The 16,119-nt window shown below is 55.8% G+C and carries 16 protein-coding genes; 10 read left to right on the forward strand and 6 right to left on the reverse strand.

Features of this window, described 5'->3' with window-relative positions:
- Positions 1-70: 70 nt before the first annotated feature.
- Positions 71-1,270, reverse strand: coding sequence for a citrate/2-methylcitrate synthase (locus tag RMR21_RS20395; protein ID WP_498671238.1), 1,200 nt, complete (start codon positions 1,268-1,270; stop codon positions 71-73).
- Between the two features lie 75 nt (positions 1,271-1,345).
- On the opposite strand from RMR21_RS20395, the gene RMR21_RS20400 reads away from it, so the two are divergent.
- From RMR21_RS20400 to RMR21_RS20415, 4 genes are all read left to right on the forward strand, one after another.
- Positions 1,346-2,464 (forward strand): citrate synthase/methylcitrate synthase, encoded by a 1,119-nt coding sequence (locus tag RMR21_RS20400; protein ID WP_498671239.1) that lies wholly within the window; start codon positions 1,346-1,348, stop codon positions 2,462-2,464.
- Between the two features lie 259 nt (positions 2,465-2,723).
- Entirely contained in the window at positions 2,724-4,946 is a 2,223-nt protein-coding gene (locus RMR21_RS20405; RefSeq protein WP_498671240.1) for a bifunctional diguanylate cyclase/phosphodiesterase, read from the forward strand.
- Between the two features lie 42 nt (positions 4,947-4,988).
- Positions 4,989-5,891 carry an amino acid ABC transporter substrate-binding protein gene (locus tag RMR21_RS20410; protein ID WP_498671241.1) on the forward strand — a complete coding sequence of 301 codons (903 nt, stop codon included), beginning with the start codon at positions 4,989-4,991 and terminating at the stop codon, positions 5,889-5,891.
- Positions 5,888-6,793, forward strand: coding sequence for an amino acid ABC transporter substrate-binding protein (locus RMR21_RS20415; protein ID WP_498671242.1), 906 nt, complete (start codon positions 5,888-5,890; stop codon positions 6,791-6,793). The genes RMR21_RS20410 and RMR21_RS20415 overlap by 4 nt, the downstream gene beginning before the upstream one ends.
- Before the next feature lie 47 nt (positions 6,794-6,840).
- Here the strand turns inward: RMR21_RS20415 and pcaF are convergent, their stop codons facing one another.
- Genes pcaF through RMR21_RS20430 form a run of 3 tightly spaced genes read right to left on the reverse strand, consistent with a single transcriptional unit; the run spans position 6,841 to position 9,463 of the window.
- Positions 6,841-8,046 carry a 3-oxoadipyl-CoA thiolase gene (pcaF, locus tag RMR21_RS20420; protein ID WP_498671243.1) on the reverse strand — a complete coding sequence of 402 codons (1,206 nt, stop codon included), beginning with the start codon at positions 8,044-8,046 and terminating at the stop codon, positions 6,841-6,843.
- A gap of 8 nt (positions 8,047-8,054) precedes the next feature.
- Positions 8,055-8,759 (reverse strand): CoA transferase subunit B, encoded by a 705-nt coding sequence (locus tag RMR21_RS20425; RefSeq protein WP_174155150.1) that lies wholly within the window; start codon positions 8,757-8,759, stop codon positions 8,055-8,057.
- Entirely contained in the window at positions 8,756-9,463 is a 708-nt protein-coding gene (locus RMR21_RS20430; protein ID WP_498671244.1) for a 3-oxoacid CoA-transferase subunit A, read from the reverse strand. The genes RMR21_RS20425 and RMR21_RS20430 overlap by 4 nt, the downstream gene beginning before the upstream one ends.
- Positions 9,464-9,580: 117 nt before the next feature.
- On the opposite strand from RMR21_RS20430, the gene RMR21_RS20435 reads away from it, so the two are divergent.
- Positions 9,581-10,342, forward strand: a complete 762-nt coding sequence (locus RMR21_RS20435) for an IclR family transcriptional regulator (RefSeq protein ID WP_498671245.1) — start codon at positions 9,581-9,583, stop codon at positions 10,340-10,342.
- Here RMR21_RS20435 and RMR21_RS20440 read toward each other — a convergent pair.
- Positions 10,312-11,229, reverse strand: a complete 918-nt coding sequence (locus RMR21_RS20440; protein ID WP_498671246.1) for a helix-turn-helix domain-containing protein — start codon at positions 11,227-11,229, stop codon at positions 10,312-10,314. The two genes, RMR21_RS20435 and RMR21_RS20440, sit on opposite strands and share 31 nt — an antisense overlap.
- Positions 11,230-11,346: 117 nt before the next feature.
- Here RMR21_RS20440 and pobA point away from each other — a divergent pair, with 117 nt between their 5' ends.
- Positions 11,347-12,519 (forward strand): 4-hydroxybenzoate 3-monooxygenase, encoded by a 1,173-nt coding sequence (gene pobA / locus RMR21_RS20445; RefSeq protein WP_498671247.1) that lies wholly within the window; start codon positions 11,347-11,349, stop codon positions 12,517-12,519.
- On the opposite strand, the gene pcaQ is transcribed toward pobA, so the two are convergent.
- Positions 12,513-13,445 carry a pca operon transcription factor PcaQ gene (gene pcaQ / locus RMR21_RS20450; protein WP_498671248.1) on the reverse strand — a complete coding sequence of 311 codons (933 nt, stop codon included), beginning with the start codon at positions 13,443-13,445 and terminating at the stop codon, positions 12,513-12,515. The two genes, pobA and pcaQ, sit on opposite strands and share 7 nt — an antisense overlap.
- 92 nt (positions 13,446-13,537) lie before the next feature.
- Here pcaQ and pcaD point away from each other — a divergent pair, with 92 nt between their 5' ends.
- The 4 genes from pcaD to pcaG are packed head-to-tail and all read left to right on the forward strand — an operon-like array spanning position 13,538 to position 16,114.
- The gene (gene pcaD / locus RMR21_RS20455; protein ID WP_498671249.1) at positions 13,538-14,335 is read left to right on the forward strand and encodes a 3-oxoadipate enol-lactonase; all 798 of its coding nucleotides are present in this window, start codon (positions 13,538-13,540) and stop codon (positions 14,333-14,335) included.
- A gap of 3 nt (positions 14,336-14,338) precedes the next feature.
- Entirely contained in the window at positions 14,339-14,755 is a 417-nt protein-coding gene (gene pcaC / locus RMR21_RS20460) for a 4-carboxymuconolactone decarboxylase (RefSeq protein ID WP_498671250.1), read from the forward strand.
- Entirely contained in the window at positions 14,752-15,492 is a 741-nt protein-coding gene (gene pcaH, locus RMR21_RS20465) for a protocatechuate 3,4-dioxygenase subunit beta (RefSeq protein WP_498671251.1), read from the forward strand. The genes pcaC and pcaH overlap by 4 nt, the downstream gene beginning before the upstream one ends.
- Position 15,493: 1 nt before the next feature.
- The gene (gene pcaG, locus RMR21_RS20470; protein WP_498671252.1) at positions 15,494-16,114 is read left to right on the forward strand and encodes a protocatechuate 3,4-dioxygenase subunit alpha; all 621 of its coding nucleotides are present in this window, start codon (positions 15,494-15,496) and stop codon (positions 16,112-16,114) included.
- Positions 16,115-16,119 lie beyond the last annotated feature (5 nt).

Genomic DNA, 16,119 nt, shown 5'->3' on the forward strand with positions numbered 1-16,119 from the left:
AAGTGAAGCACCAATTGTGATGTCATAAATACATGGTCTTCAACACCTATTCGTCGCAATTGCCGAGAGGTCATGACTTATCACGCTGAGGCCCATCATATCGCGCACGTGGTCGGATCAGTCTCTTCTGTTGGAATTGTTCGAGGGCATGCGCAATCCAGCCGACGGTCCGCCCTACCGCGAAAAGAGCCAGCGCGGCGCCCATCGGTAGGTCAAGTTGGCGGCGAACGGCCACCAGTGCAACATCGATTGTTGGCCGTTGACTGGTCGTCTCTTCAACGGCATAAATCAGTGACTGAAGCATTTTGTTCTGAGGCAAAAGCGAAAGCAAAGCTGCGGCTCTGGGGTCGCCATCCGGATAAAGCGGATGTTCGAAACCCGGTAGATTATCGCCGCGGCGCAAACGTCTTTCCAGGACAATACTCGCATCGGCCCCGGCTTCCATTTCGTCGAACAGAATTTCGACGAGGCTCGTCATGCCGCCATGAAGTGGTCCGCTCAGCGCTGCAAGTCCCGCGTCGAGACACGCGCCGAGAGATGCGCCGGTCGAGGCAACGACTCGTGTTGCAAAGGTTGAAGCATTCAGTTCATGATCGGCCAGCAGGACAAGTGTCCGCCGTAGGATGTCTGCGCCGCCATCGTCAAGCTTCCACGTGTTGGCAAGGTGTAGATGCGCGGGCATCGCGCTTTGTTGGCTGCCACTGGCAGCCGCGGTCATTGCGCGGACCAAGGCCGCAGCACTGGGCCATAGGTTTCGATTGTCGCGCTGCCATGAGGTTAGTCTTCCTGCATCAACGAATGAAAGCAGCGCCTGACAACGCTCCGTCAATGGTAGATGTTTTGTCAGATCCAGAAGGGCGCTGTCCCAAAGGCATGTTTCTGCATCACTAAAAGGATCATGATCATCGCAGGCCCACAGCAAACGAGCGATCTCTTCCAGAGAGGCATGCGTCGCAAGCGTGACCGCGTCATATCCCCGATAGAAGAGGTGGCCATTCTCGATCAGCGTAATGCCCGACGATAGAACGGGTAGTCCCCAATCCAATGTTGTTGCCGCGACATCGCGTGGCTTTCGCCCGATGGACTTGTTCTTCCTCAACCTTTCCACGTCTTCGACGGTGTAGAGCCGCCTGCGCGGATCAGTCGGGTCGTCCGTAGCGCGGACAATGCCGCGGCTGACATAGGCATAGAGGGTTGCCCGGCTGATGCCGAGGATTCCTGACGCCGTCTCTGCATCTATGAAATGGTCGCGCTCTATCATTTTCTTCATATTGATTCGTTCAATCAAGATTGATTATATTGATACAAGCATCATCCTCGGGGAAGTCAACCCTTGAGGATTATCATGAGCACTCAGTCGAAAAACGCGTCCACAATGACATCGGTCTCGCAAACCGTGAGCCCTGGTCTGGAAAACATCGTCGCAGCGCAAACCGGTCTCAGTCACATCGATGGCGTGGCAGGTCGTCTTATCGTGCGCGGGTATGATCTGGACAGTCTTGCCAGCTGGAGCTTTGAGGCAGTTCTTGACTTGCTTTGGAAGGACCTGACGCCCGTCTATCAAGATGTTGCAGACATACGCGAGGCGCTTGCGCTCGCGCGAGTTCGTGCATTTGCTTTCGTCGAGCCGCTTCTGCTGGCAACAACGACGCTTTCGCAAGTTGAGGCGTTGCGTCTTTTTTTATCATCTCTTTCGGACGCAGAGCCTAAAGCCCACCATATCATGGCTGTTGCCGCGGTTCCCGTATTCGCGGCCGCCATCGCGCGTCGAGATGCTGGCCTCGCGCCGGTTGCGCCCGTCGAAGGGTTAAGCCACGCCGCCGATTTTTTACAGATGCTGCATGGACGTGAAGCGTCTCCCGAAAAGGTCAAGGCGCTCGATACCTATCTGGTATCGGTGGCCGACCACGGACTCAACGCCTCGACCTTTACCGCTCGGGTCATCGCATCAACGAAAGCCGGCATGTTTTCGTCCGTCATCGGGGCTCTCTGCGCTCTCAAAGGTCCTCTCCATGGTGGTGCGCCGGGTCCGGTTCTCGATATGCTGGATGCCATCGGGCATGAGCGCAATATTCACACTTGGCTGGTCAACACACTGGCACGCGGTGAAAGGTTGATGGGTTTTGGCCACCGCATCTACCGGGTTCGCGACCCAAGGGCAGACGTGCTCAAGAAAGCCGTTGGCGCATTGCGGCGTGATAGTCGTCGTATCAACTTCGCAGAAGCCGTTGAAAAAGAAGCTCTGGCACTCCTTGCAGAAAAGAAGCCGTTACGTCCCTTGGAAACCAATGTCGAATTTTACACGGCGCTGGTTCTAGAAGCCGTTGGCTTCCCGCGCGAAAGTTTCACAAATGTATTCGCTGCCGGACGCATGGCGGGATGGACCGCGCATGTTCTGGAACAGGATCACGTGGGGAAACTGATCCGTCCGCAATCGCAATATGTCGGCCCGATGCCCCAATGACAGTAAACTTGCCGGGGGACATCAAACCAACTCTTCATGCTCATGGATTTCCCGCTGTAGGGGCGGCTGAGTCCGGTTGCAGGCAATTGCCCGCATTGCGTGCTGACGGTGCTAAAAAACGTGTCTGTTTTTTTAGACTTTGTTGTCTATATCTCGGAATGGTTGTGCGAAATAGCGGTTTACGCCCATTCGTTAAGTCCATGATTAAACTTTATTCCAATATGGTTCGTGGACTCGGGGAAAAAGGTTTCAGGCCGCAATGGTCGTTTATGACAACAATGCCGAACAGGAGGTTGGCGATGTGCCGGGACACCAGGCTCGGCTTGTCTGGTATCATTCCCTGTTCTGGAAGATCACAGTCTTCTTCGTGTCGAGCGTGGTGCTCGCTTATGTCGTCGGCGCGACCATTGGCTGGATCATGGTCGAGCGGGATTCACAGGAACAGTGGCGCCGTCAGGCGGAGTTGAATGCGCAGGTAACAACGTCCGCGATCCGCTCTATCTACACATTCGTCGCGATCAATAGTGCCGATGATGGACAAATCACCAAAATCATCAGTGAACGACCGCTGGGTGACGATGCGTCTATTTTGGACACGGGCTTTAATCCCGGCGACGTTCTGAACCTTGCGGCATCGCAGACGAAAAACAATATCTGGCTCTTCCAGATATCTTCCGACGGGCAGGCGTTATCCAGCTCAGCCGAAGCACTGGGCTCCAACCGAGGAACTGCACTCGTTTTGCCGGATGATGCGCCGCCGGGTCAGTTCTTCACTGGATTTGCCCAGATTGGCGCGACCAGACATTTTATTGCCTATGTACCTGTCGTAACCCCAAAAGGGGAGCTTCAGGGTGCCGTCGTGACGACGATTGGTGAAGCTTCCATTCTTCAGGAAAGCCAGACCCGGTTGTTGCGCAACTCGGTACTGCTCCTCTTCACCATTCTTCTGCTCACGGGTATCACTGTCACTCTCATCATGCGCAAAGTGTTCAAGCCGGTGCCGTCGCTGGTCAGTGCGCTGACCCGCATCGCGCAGGACGACACGCGCATTGTCACGCCTTTTCAGGATCGTCACGACGAGATCGGCAGATTTGCTATCGCCATCGAGGCGCTGCGCGAGGCGGTTGTTGAACGAGAACACCTGCGGCAGGTGCGTGATGTTGCCAAACATATGGAGCATCTTGCTCACCATGATGCGCTGACCGGACTTCCGAACCGGGCGCTGTTCAGCAGAAAAATAGAAGAGATGAAGGGCTTGCCGGACGGTGAGGCTCGCGCGTTCAACATCATGCTTCTCGACCTTGATCGCTTCAAGTCGATCAATGATGGCCTGGGTCACGCAAGCGGTGATGCTCTGCTGGTATCTTTTGCCGAACGCTTGCTGCTTTTGATGCGTCCCGGCGATATCGCCGCTCGTCTTGGCGGCGACGAATTCGCCATTATGCAAGTTGTCAACAAAAATGCCGTTGTCGAAGCCAGCAAGTTGGCATCGGCCATTATTCGCTCGGTCGCCAGACCCTTCAACCTTTTGGGCAAAGAAATATCTGTCGGCACAAGCATCGGGATTTCTACCGATACGGCGTCCGACGTCGATATTTCCGAGCTGCTTAAAAAAGCGGATATCGCACTTTACGCATCAAAGTCTGAGGGGCGGGGCATTTTTCGCTTCTTCAAGCCAGGGATGGAGATGTCGGGCGACCGCGGTCATGTGATGCAGCATGATATTGTTGCGGCTTTGCGTGACAACCAGTTCATGCTGCATTATCAGCCGATATTCTCTGTCTTGAAAAACGAGCCTGTCGGGTTTGAAGCGCTTTTGCGGTGGTGGCACCCACGGCTCGGCTGGGTTTCACCGGCCGATTTCATTCCTGTTGCCGAAAAGACAGGACAGATCGTGGCGATCGGTGAATGGGTGCTGAAGCGCGCTTGCGCCGATGCCAGACGACTTCCACCTGAATGTACGATTGCGGTCAATGTCTCTCCCGTTCAGTTGCAGCACGGAAACTTCATCAAGACGGTGAAGTCGGCGCTCTTCGCCAATGGTCTTGCTGCCTCGCGGCTGGAGCTTGAATTGACGGAGAGCGTGCAGATTTCGGCCTTGGAGTGCAAGGAAACGCTGCAAAGCCTTCGAGCGCTGGGAATACGCATCGCCCTCGATGATTTTGGCACCGGTTATTGTGGTGTCAGCTATCTGCTCACGCTGCCGGTTACCAAGATAAAAATCGACCGTAGCTTCATCATGGGCATCGAAGATCGCTCGGAGAGCCGCGCAGTCATCCTCAGTCTGTTACAGCTCGCCAATACTTTGGGACTGGAAACGACGACAGAAGGTATCGAGACCGAAAGCCAACTCGAATTCGTCCGCTCAGCCGGCTCTTTGCTGGGGCAGGGATATTATCTTGGACGTCCCGCCAAGATCGAGGACATCGAGCGTATCTATCAAGATTTTTATCCCCGGAAGGTGTCATCGCTAGGAGCGTAACGAATGCGATATCCTGAGTTTTTATGTGTGAATAGGAAATTCTTGCAGATTGCATTCGGGAGCGTTCTCTCCGTAGCACTTGTGTTCCCGGCATTCGGTTCCCCGGCGGCCATAGCCGGTGAGGAGGGAACGCTGGATAAAATCGCCCGCACCAAAACGATAACCATCGGGTATCGCTCCGATGAGGTGCCGTTTGCCTATCGAACCCAGGACGGTGCTGCGGTTGGCTATACCGTGGAGTTATGCAATCGCATTGCCGAACACGTCCGCGCCACGCTCAATCTCGACACCATCAACATCGATTACGTCCTGGCGACAGCCGCAACCAGGTTTCTTCTCATAAAGACCGGTAAAATCGATCTGGAATGCAGCGCAACGACCAACAATGCCGAGCGGCGCGAGCAGGTAGCATTTTCTTATCCCCACTTCATCACCGCCACACGGTTTGTCGCGAAAAAATCTAGCAATCTGAGGGACATCAAGGACCTGGCGGGGCATACCGTGGCGTCAACGACGGGGACGGTCAACATCGAGCAATTGCAGGAGCGAAACCGCGCCGATAAGCTGAATATTTCGGTTATGCTCGCCAAACAAAACATAGACGGGTTTTCCTTTGTGGAAAACAACAAGGCTTCGGCTTTCGTCATGGATGGGGTGCTGCTTGCGGCCAATGTTGCGTTTTCCAAAGCGCCTTATGACTATATGATCTCGTCCGAGACCTTCGGGCCGCCTGAGCCCTACGGAATTTTGCTTCGCAAGAATGACGAGCCTTTCCGCACCAGCGTTAACGACGCGTTGCGGACGATTTTTGTCGGCGGGGAAATCGACGAGATCTACAACAGATGGTTCATGTCACCGCTGCCGCCTGATGGTCGCAATTTCAATCTGCCAATGTCCCCCGAGCTGAAGTCCGCGTTTGGTGACCCGAAGGAGTATCTGCAATGAGGTGCGGCTCTTTGTTTCGTGCAGGCCTTGTTCAGAGCGCCATCCTTCTTCTGCTGTCTGCGGGTATAGCGTCGGCGGACTTTACCATGCCCACGCTTCAGCGCATCAAGGAGTCCGGAAAAATCAGGATCGGTTATGGCGTGACATCGCCGTTCTCGTTCATGACGGCGCAGGGTGATGTTGTCGGTTATTCGATCGATCTGTGTCGGCTCCTCTCGGAAAAGCTCAGAGAGCGGTTGCAAATGCCGAAAATCGAGATCGATTTTGTGCCGCGCACGCCCAGCAATCGCATACAGCTGCTGAATGATGGCACCATGGACATCGAATGCAATGCCAGCACGAACACAGCCGAGAGGCGAAAAAGCGCAAGTTTTGCCGTCAGTCATTTCCTGGGTGTGACGCGCTATGTTTCGCTTGCAAAAAATGAACTCAAGACCTTGGAGGATCTGAAAGGGCGGTCCGTCAGCGTGGCCCTCGGTACAGTGAATGTCAGTGATATCACCGAGATCAATCGTTCGCGGAAACTGAACATGTCGATTGTGCCGGTGGAATCGCTGCAGTCGGCATTCGACATGGTGAGCGACGGCAGGGTGTCTGCGTTTTCCATGGATGAGGTTTTGTTGAGCATGATGATTGCCAAGTCAACAACGCCATCGCAGTACCGCATGTCATCAGACACCGTAAGCAATGAGCAGCCCTATGGTTTCATGATGCGGTTGAACGACGACGCGTTTACCGATGCGGTCAACCAGGCGCTGACCGAAATCTACAAGAGCCCGGAAATGCCGAAAATCTATGCCCGCTGGTTCCAGCAGCCAACGCCGGCTACAGGCGTCAATCTGAACATGCCGATGAGTGCAAGTTTAAAAGACGCCTTGGCAAAACCCGTGCCGATAAAATAAAGCAGCCACCACGCTTCCATGCGTGATGGTGGAAATGATTTCTGCTGTTACGCCTTTTCCAGGGCGATCGCTATGCCTTGGCCAACGCCGATGCACATCGTGGCAAGCGCCTTGTCTTTACCCTTCAGCGAAAGCTCGAGCGCTGCCGTCCCCGTAATTCGCGCGCCGCTCATGCCCAGGGGATGCCCCAGCGCGATGGCGCCGCCATTGATGTTGGCGCGAGGGTCATCATCGGCGAGCCCAAGCTGGCGTAGCGTTGCCAGCCCTTGCGACGCGAACGCCTCGTTCAGCTCGATGACATCCAGCATGTCTTGCGTCCAGCCGAGCCGTGACAGAAGTTTTTGAGACGCCGGTGCCGGACCGATGCCCATCACGCGAGGAGGGACGCCAGCCGTTGCTCCGCCGCGGATGCGGGCGAGGGGTGTAAGGCCATATTTCTTGACCGCCGCCTCCGAGGCGATGATCAGGGCTGCAGCGCCGTCGTTGACGCCTGAAGCATTACCCGCGGTGACGGTGGCACCGTCCATGCGATTGATTGGCTTCAATTTTGCCAGCGCCTCAAGGCTCGTCTCGCGGGGGTGCTCATCCTTGCCAACGATGACAGGATCGCCCTTCCGTTGGGGAATGCTGACCGGGGTGATCTCTTTTGCCAAGCGTCCGTTCGCCTGCGCCTGCGATGCTTTTTGCTGGCTGCGAACCGCGAAAGCATCCTGGCTCTCCCGCGAAACATGATAGTCGATGCCGACATTGTCGCCGGTCTCCGGCATGGAATCGACACCATACATCGACTTCATTGCCGGATTGACGAAGCGCCATCCAATCGTCGTGTCGTAGATTTCAGCGTTGCGCGAAAAGGCGGATTCTGCTTTCGGCATCACGAATGGCGCGCGGCTCATGCTTTCCACGCCACCGGCAATCATCAGTTCTGCCTCGCCCGATTTGATGGCGCGCGCAGCGGTGATCACCGCATCCATGCCGGAGCCACACAGACGGTTGATGGTCGTGCCAGTGACCGACACCGGCAATCCTGCGAGCAAGGATGACATGCGCGCCACATTACGATTGTCTTCACCCGCCTGGTTGGCGCAGCCGAATACCACATCATCAACGGCCTCCCAGTCAACCGTCGGATTGCGCTCGATAAGAGCCTTCAACGGAATGGCGCCCAGGTCATCGGCGCGAACGGAAGACAGAGCACCGCCGAAGCGGCCGATCGGGGTGCGGATATAGTCACAGATAAAAACGTCGCTCATGGCGTGCCTCACAGTTCGGGCGCGGCAAGATCGGCCACATCCCCATCAATATGGAGTTTGGCGCCGGTCATGGCCTGCAGATCGTCAATCGTCATACCTGCCAGCTTTTCTCGCAAAACGAATCGACCATCGACAACATCGACGACGGCGTGACTGGTGTAGATGCGGGTAATGCAGCCAACGCCTGTCAGCGGAAACGCGCATGTTTCGACGAGCTTTGGTTCGCCCTTCTTCGTGACATGCTCGGTAATGACAAAAACCTGCTTTGCGCCATGCACCAGATCCATTGCCCCGCCAACGGCCGGAACGCCTTTGGAGCCGACGCGCCAGTTGGCCAGATCACCATTCTGCGCCACTTGATAGGCACCCAGAATGGCAACATCCAGATGTCCGCCGCGTACCATGGCGAAACTGTCGGCGTGGTGAAAGAAGGCGGCGCCCTGCTTCAGCGTCACGGCCTTCTTGCCGGCATTGATCAGGTCCCAGTCCTCTTCGCCTTCCGGAGGCGCTTCCCCGAAATTCAGAATACCGTTTTCGGTGTGGAAGATCGCTTCGCGTCCGGGGGGCTGATAGCGGGCGACCATTTCGGGAAAACCGATGCCGAGATTGACGTAGGCGCCATCTTGGATGTCCTGCGCCGCGCGCCAGGCGATCTGGGCATTGGAAAGCTTGATGTCTTCGAACGTGTTGAGAGCGTGCGTGTCGTCGGTCATGCGTAGGCCACTCCTGCGCGGATCAGTTCTTCTTCTTGTTGCGGATGTTCGATCTGGACGACCCCGTCCACAAAAATCCCCGGTGTCACCACCTGCTCGGGATCAATGCTGCCTATCGGCACGATCCTGGAAACCTGCGCAATGGTCGTCGCTGCTGCCATGCACATCAGAGGATTGAAGTTGCGGCCCGCCTTGTTGTAGGTCAGGTTGCCGTGCGTATCGCCCAGGTGAGCCTTGACGATGGCGAAATCCGCCTTCAACCATCGCTCCTGCACATAATGGCGTCCATCGAATTCGGCAATCGGCTTGCCCTGCGCAAGCTCTGTCCCATAAGCGGTCGGAGTATAAAAAGCCGGGATGCCTGCGCCGCCTGCACGAATGCGCTCGGCCAGCGTTCCCTGTGGAACCAGTTCGAGTTCTATCTGTCCTGCCAGATATCGGTCCGTAAAGGCACGTGGGTCCGATGATCGGGGAAATGAGCAGATCATCTTGGCGACCATCCCAGCATCGATCATGGCGGCAATGCCGATGCGCCCGTTTCCTGCATTGTTGTTGATCACGGTCAGGTTCTTAGGACCCTTGTCGATCAGGGCATGGATGAGTTCAATGGGCGCGCCAGAACCGCCAAAGCCGCCAATCATGACGACGGCGCCATCACCAATCGCGCTGACCGCATCTGCAGCGCTGCTGATCGTCTTGTCCATATGTCGACCTCCCGGATCTCGTCCAACTGCTGACAGCTAAATCCGAATGCATCTCGACCGCAACCATTTTGTGCGATATATCATATTTGTTCGATTATCGCACGGAATGGCGGGTGGATGGTAACAAGTGACAGAGACATGATGGGTGGGCTTGCCAAAGGCCTCAGCATCATCGAAGCCTTCAGTGCCGAACACCCGCGTCTCTCGATCTCTCAAGCGGCCGAGATTGCCGGCCTTGATCGGGCCACCGCAAGACGTTGTCTTTTAACGTTGGCGCAGCTCGGTTACGCGGCCTATGACGGCAAGTTTTTCACTGTGACGCCCAAGGTCCTGCGCCTGGGTACAGGGTGCCTTGCCACCATGCCGCTACCGCGTATCGTCCAGCCTTTGCTGGATCATCTCTCCGAGCAGATCGGCCAGAGCACATCGGTTTCCATTCTTGATGAAACAGATATCGTCTATGTCGCACGCGCTGCCCAGCGACGGGTCATGTCCATCGCGCTGATGCCAGGCTCACGTCTTCCGGCCTATTGCACGTCAATGGGGCGGGTTCTTCTTGCTGCCATGAGCACTGATGACAGACGAAAACATCTCGCATCGATTAGGCTTGAGGCGAGAACGAAAAAAACCATCACGGACATCGAGATGTTGATGGTTGAACTCGACGTAACAAGGGCACGAGGCTATGCGCTCATCGATCAGGAGGTTGAGGTCGGGCTCCGCTCTATCGCGGTACCGCTGAAAAACGTGCATGGAAAGACAGTTGCAGCGCTCAATGTCGGCCTTCCTGCATCTGTGGCATCGATGGCGGAAGTGGTAGAGAATTATCTGCCTTCGCTTCTGAAGGTTCAGGAAGAGCTGGCAAGAATGTTGGTCTGATCGCCCGATCTCTGGGAGATTGACAGTCTCTGCTGTTCTGCGACGCGCCAAGCGCGAGGGTTCATTCCTGTTTCGCGCACAAAAAAACGTGAGAAATAGGCTGGATCGTCAAACCCCAAGCCACGTGCCACCATCTGTACAGTTGACACCGTGAACAGCAGTTCCTGCTTGGCAATATCGATCTGTTTTTGCGCAATCAGGCGCTGGAGGCTGATGCCGGATTGCTGTCTCACAAGGCGGTTGAGATGCGTTTGCGATATGCCCAGTTGCTCGGCGTAGAACGCTGTGCGCTTCTGTTCGCGGATATGACGGGCGACCAAATCCAGCAAGCGGTCGAAGCGAGCGCCATTGTCATCCAGTCCGGCCTCGCGAAATGTTTGTTGCGATATCCGGGTAAGATAGACTGTTAACGAGACGATTTGACCTTCGATGAGCGCATTCGACGCCAATCCGCCATTCGAATATTCACGGAAAATCGTTTCGCAACATGAACGCACATCATCGAGCGCTGCGTGGCCTTCCAAATTCATTGACGTTGGGTCTTTGAAATACCGACGCCAAAGTGCTTGCGCCGGGGCAGGCAGAGCGGATGGTATGATGGTGACGATAATGCCTTTGATATCTGGCGAGAACCGGAAGCCATGCTGGAAGCCGGGCGGAACCACGATCACGGCTGGTGGCGTGATGACTTCCACCTCACCCTTCAGCACAGCATCGCCTTCCCCACCTGAGATAAAGAGGATTTGCAGAAACCCCTCATGCCTGTGAAGTCCGATCTCGAACCTGTGAAGGCTGCTACGGGAAAACAGCGTTTCGCAATGAAAGCGAAAATCCACCTGCTGAGCTGGATCCTCACCGTATAGATGGTCTTCAACGGAACGCGTCATGCTGTTGTCCCTTTGTGTATGGTCGGATAGTGCAAGATTTGTGTTTGAAAGTCTATTGTAAGGTCGTGGCCGAAGCGGCAAGTTTGCGTGCGGGAAAAACCGTTTCGGGAGGATACAATGCGCACGCAAGTCGTCATCATCGGCTCCGGGCCAGCGGGTTTGCTACTGGGGCAGCTCTTGGCAAAGTCCGGTATCGACACGGTCCTCTTGGATCGGGTCGGAAAAGATTACATTCTGGGCCGAGTGCGTGCGGGTGTGCTGGAAGAGGGCACCGTCCGTTTGCTCGAGGACGTCGGTGTAGCCGCCCGCCTTCATAAGGAAGGACTGCCGCATGACGGCTTTTCGCTGGCGTTCGATGGACGCGATCACCGCATTGATCTCCACGATTTGACAGGTGGAAAACGGGTGATGGTCTATGGCCAGACCGAAGTCACCCACGACCTGATGGATGCGAGAGAACGCCAGGGCCTTGTAACCATCTATGATGCGGTTAACGTACAGCCGCACGATTTCGATACCGATAAACCGTATGTAACCTTCGACAAAGACGGCTCGACACAGCGCATCGACTGCGATTTCATTGCTGGCTGCGATGGTTTCCATGGTGCAAGCCGCAAAGCCGTTCCACAAGGCGCTATCAAGGAGTTCGAGCGGGTCTATCCATTCGGCTGGCTCGGCATTCTTGCCGATGTTCCACCCGTCAATCATGAACTGATCTATGCCAACCATCCGCGTGGCTTTGCGCTCTGTTCCATGCGGTCTGAAACGCGTAGCCGTTATTATATTCAATGTTCCCTCGATGAGAAAATCGAAAGCTGGAGCGATGACAGGTTCTGGGACGAGATCCGTCTTCGCCTCCCAAACGAGCATGCGCAAGCGATGGTCACCGGGCCCTCTTTCGAAAAATCCATCGCGCCGCTGCGCTCTTTTGTGGCTGAACCCATGCGATTCGGGCGGATGTTTCTGGCTGGCGATGCCGCCCACATTGTCCCACCCACGGGTGCCAAAGGGCTCAATCTTGCGGCCAGCGATGTCTATTATCTCAGTCACGCACTGATCGAATATTACAAGGACCGTTCTGAGGCGGGCCTTGACACTTACTCCGCCCGCGCCCTGTCTAGGGTATGGAAAGCCGTCCGCTTTTCCTGGTGGATGACGACGATGATGCATCGCTTTCCCGATACGGGCGACTTTGGCCAGAAGATACAGGAAGCGGAATTGGACTATCTCGTGCAATCACGGGCCGCAGCCATGGCGCTTGCGGAAAACTACGTCGGCCTGCCCTATTGACGCGGTGAGGCAGCGAGTGCCTCGGCTGTCTCGCGGATCGTCTGCATCAACAGCGATAGGGGCAGCGACGGTTGCGTGTCGGCGCGCATGGTCAGGCCGACGGCCCCGCTCGTATCTGTCGTGTCAAGCGGCAGCACGGCAAGGGTGCCGTCGGCGACATCCGCTGCGATCACCCCTTCGGAGATGATCCATATGGCATCGCTTGTTCGCAAAAATGCCCGGCCGAAGGCATCGGATACGGTCTCGATCCGGGTTGGCAGTTGCGATACGCCATGGGCCAGCAGAAACTGATCGACAACTGGCCCGATCACGGAATTCCGCGTTGGTGTCAGCACGGGAAACTCGTGCAGTCGCGCAAAAATTGACGTCGTTTCTCCGAGCAAAGGATGCTTTGCCCGCACCACGAAACGAACCCGTTCCGAATAGAGATGTTCGAACGAAAACCCCGTCATCTTCTCAGGCGCCGCCAATCGACCGACGACAAGGTCGAGATCGCCGATCCGCAATTGCTCGAGCAAAACGGCGTTTTCGCCGGTTACGATTTTGACCGTGCTACCTGTGTCTTCTTTCAGAAAACTGGCCATGACCTTCGGCATGATACTGACCGATACGGTCGGCAATGCGCCGATCCTCACCGGCACGCCACTTCTGGAAGCATCCTGCGAAACCGAATCCATCGCCTGCCGCAAGGCTGTCATGGCGGCGCCCGCATGTTTCAGAAAAATCTCGCCATAACGGCTTAGCTTGATACCTCGCCCATCGCGCTCGAACAGCACGACGCCAAGCACCTCTTCCAACTCCCGAACCGTCTTGGTCACCGCAGGCTGACTGACATGCAGAACAGTCGCCGCCTTGACCACGCTTTTTTGACGAGCGACTTCGACGAAGGTCTGGATATGACGGAATTTGAAGCGGTTATCGATCATTCATATAATCTAACGGTTATGTTAATTGGCGATAAACTCATTTTACTTAACCGTTTTCAGCTTGCAAGGTAATTTCTAGGAGGATCGTTTCCATGCAATTTCTGCTGTCCGGTGCGCGGGCTCTTCATTATTCGGCGATTGCTCTCGGCGCCGCAAAACCCGTGATCGTGTTTATCAACTCGTTGGGAACGGATTTTCGGATCTGGAACGACGTGATGGCGGAACTCGGCGATGGGTATGCCTTTGTTTTGCACGACAAACGCGGCCACGGATTGTCCGATGTCGGTGCGGCGCCCTATTCCATAGACGATCACGTCGACGATCTCGAAGTGCTGCTTGATCATCTCGACGTCAAGCACGCCATCATCTGGGGCCTGTCCGTGGGCGGTTTGATCGCGCAGCGTCTTTATGCGCGCCGACCTGATCTCGTGCGCGCACTGGTTCTCAGCAATACGGCGCACAAGATCGGAACCGCAGAAATGTGGAACGACCGCATCGGATATATCGATCGCGAGGGCATAGCCCTATTGGTCGACGGTGTCATGGAGCGCTGGTTCACGCCGGCGTTTCGCTCGCCTGAAAACGCTGTTTATCTCGGCGCACGCACTATGCTGGCACAGCAGAACAAGGCTGGATATGCCGCGACTTGCGCTGCTATCCGCGATGCGGATTACACTGAACAGGCGACGAAAATATCCGTCCCGACGCTCTGCGTTGCGGGCGATGGTGATCAGTCGACGCCGCCTGATCTTGTGCATACCCTGTCTTCTCTTATTCCGGGGTGCCGCACTGCCATCATCAACGATTGCGGACACATTCCGTGTCTGGAGCAGCCAGGCGCCTATGCGGCTGTTGTCGATCATTTTCTGAAATCCCTGCCGGAGTTTTGACGCATGGCCGAAGCCACGACATCTAACAGGTTCGAACAGGGCATGGTGACACGCCGCAAGGTCTTGGGAGACGCGCATGTCGACCGTGCGCAGGCGGCATCGACCGCTTTTGACGAACCTTTTCAGCGCTTGATTACCGAATCCGCCTGGGGCAACGTCTGGTCGGGTGAGCAGTGGACGAAGCGTGAGCGCTCTATGGTGACGATCGCGCTGCTGGCGGCACTCGGGCAAGATGAAGAAGTCGCCATGCATGTGCGGGCGACCGCGAATACGGGTGCGAGCGAGGAGGATATTCGTGAAGCACTGATGCATGTGGCGATTTATGCTGGTGTTCCGGCCGCCAACCATGCTTTCAAGATTGCAAAGTCGACGCTTGCCGAAATGCGAGCCAGAGCTTTGCTGCAGGAGGAGATGAAATGACCAACAAGCCGCCGGAAACCGGGCCGTTTTTCGCCAGAGATCACAGTCTTCATCCTCCCGCTTACGCGCCCGGATACAAGACGTCGATTCTGCGGTCGCCCCAGCGGGCACTCATCTCCATGGAAGGCACCAAGAGCGAGATCACAGGCCCCGTCTTCGGGCATGGTATGCTCAACCCGCTCGATAATGACCTGATTTTGAATTATGCGCGACCCGGCGAATTGCCTATCGGCCCTCGTATTCTGGTGCACGGCCGTGTTCTGGATGAACGAGGGAAGGGTGTCGAAGGTGCATTGGTGGAGTTCTGGCAGGCCAATGCAGGCGGCCGTTATCTCCATAAAAAGGAGAGTTATCTGGCCCCTGTCGATCCGAATTTCGGTGGCGTTGGTCGCACGATAACGGACGCAGATGGCTACTACTGGTTCAAGACGATCCAGCCAGGCGCCTATCCATGGCCCAATGGCGTCAATGACTGGCGCCCGGCCCACATCCATTTTTCCGTGTTCGGTCACGGCTTTTCACAGCGTTTGATCACCCAGATGTATTTCGAAGGTGACCCGATGATCTGGCAATGTCCGATCGTCAAAACCATTCCCGATAAGGCTGCCATCGAGCAGCTTGTCGCGGCATTGGACATGACATCCGCTATTCCCATGGATATGCGCGCCTATAAATTCGATATCGTCCTGCGCGGGCGTCGTTCGACCCTGTTTGAAAACCGCACGGAGGGTAACTGACATGGTTCAGCCGCTTCACTACTTCAAGGAAAGTGCGTCTCAGACAGCCGGCCCCTATGTTCATATTGGCTGTACGCCCAATTTCGTCGGTATTAACGGCGTGTTTGCTCAGGATCTGGGGTCGGGCGCTCTTTATAACGAACGTGCACAAGGCGAACGGATCACTATTCGCGGTACCGTTTACGATGGTGCTGGAAACGCATTGAAAGACGCGCTCATCGAAATCTGGCAGGCCGATTCCGAAGGGCTGTACAACAGCCCCAGCGAGACACGTGGCACGGCTGACCAAAATTTCTCCGGTTTTGGCCGTTCTCCCGGCAATATGGACACGGGCGAGTTCGTGTTCGAAACCATCAAGCCGGGCAAGGTTCCGTTCAAGGACGGTCGCTGGATGGCGCCACATATCACCTTTTGGATCGTGGCGCGTGGCATCAACATCGGCCTTCATACACGCATGTATTTCCCGGAGGAGGAAGTGGCCAACGCCGTCGATCCGGTGCTGGCGCGCGTCGAGCACAAACCGCGCCTGCCGACGCTGATTGCGAAGAGAGAAGACGGCAACACATACCGTTTCGACATCCGGCTTCAAGGCGAAGGCGAAACCGTCTTTTTTGATATTTGAGAATA

This window comes from Agrobacterium sp. rho-8.1, assembly GCF_033957725.1.
GTDB lineage: Bacteria > Pseudomonadota > Alphaproteobacteria > Rhizobiales > Rhizobiaceae > Agrobacterium.

Coding starts and splice junctions, on each gene's coding strand:
- pcaF (WP_498671243.1), bottom strand. CDS start 8,046: ATGAGCGACGTTTTTATCTGTGACTATATCCGCACCCCGATCGGCCGC.
- RMR21_RS20415 (WP_498671242.1), top strand. CDS start 5,888: ATGAGGTGCGGCTCTTTGTTTCGTGCAGGCCTTGTTCAGAGCGCCATC.
- pcaG (WP_498671252.1), top strand. CDS start 15,494: ATGGTTCAGCCGCTTCACTACTTCAAGGAAAGTGCGTCTCAGACAGCC.
- RMR21_RS20425 (WP_174155150.1), bottom strand. CDS start 8,759: ATGACCGACGACACGCACGCTCTCAACACGTTCGAAGACATCAAGCTT.
- pcaD (WP_498671249.1), top strand. CDS start 13,538: ATGCAATTTCTGCTGTCCGGTGCGCGGGCTCTTCATTATTCGGCGATT.
- RMR21_RS20405 (WP_498671240.1), top strand. CDS start 2,724: ATGGTCGTTTATGACAACAATGCCGAACAGGAGGTTGGCGATGTGCCG.
- pobA (WP_498671247.1), top strand. CDS start 11,347: ATGCGCACGCAAGTCGTCATCATCGGCTCCGGGCCAGCGGGTTTGCTA.
- RMR21_RS20440 (WP_498671246.1), bottom strand. CDS start 11,229: ATGACGCGTTCCGTTGAAGACCATCTATACGGTGAGGATCCAGCTCAG.
- pcaQ (WP_498671248.1), bottom strand. CDS start 13,445: ATGATCGATAACCGCTTCAAATTCCGTCATATCCAGACCTTCGTCGAA.
- RMR21_RS20430 (WP_498671244.1), bottom strand. CDS start 9,463: ATGGACAAGACGATCAGCAGCGCTGCAGATGCGGTCAGCGCGATTGGT.
- pcaH (WP_498671251.1), top strand. CDS start 14,752: ATGACCAACAAGCCGCCGGAAACCGGGCCGTTTTTCGCCAGAGATCAC.
- pcaC (WP_498671250.1), top strand. CDS start 14,339: ATGGCCGAAGCCACGACATCTAACAGGTTCGAACAGGGCATGGTGACA.
- RMR21_RS20395 (WP_498671238.1), bottom strand. CDS start 1,270: ATGAAGAAAATGATAGAGCGCGACCATTTCATAGATGCAGAGACGGCG.
- RMR21_RS20435 (WP_498671245.1), top strand. CDS start 9,581: ATGGTAACAAGTGACAGAGACATGATGGGTGGGCTTGCCAAAGGCCTC.
- RMR21_RS20400 (WP_498671239.1), top strand. CDS start 1,346: ATGAGCACTCAGTCGAAAAACGCGTCCACAATGACATCGGTCTCGCAA.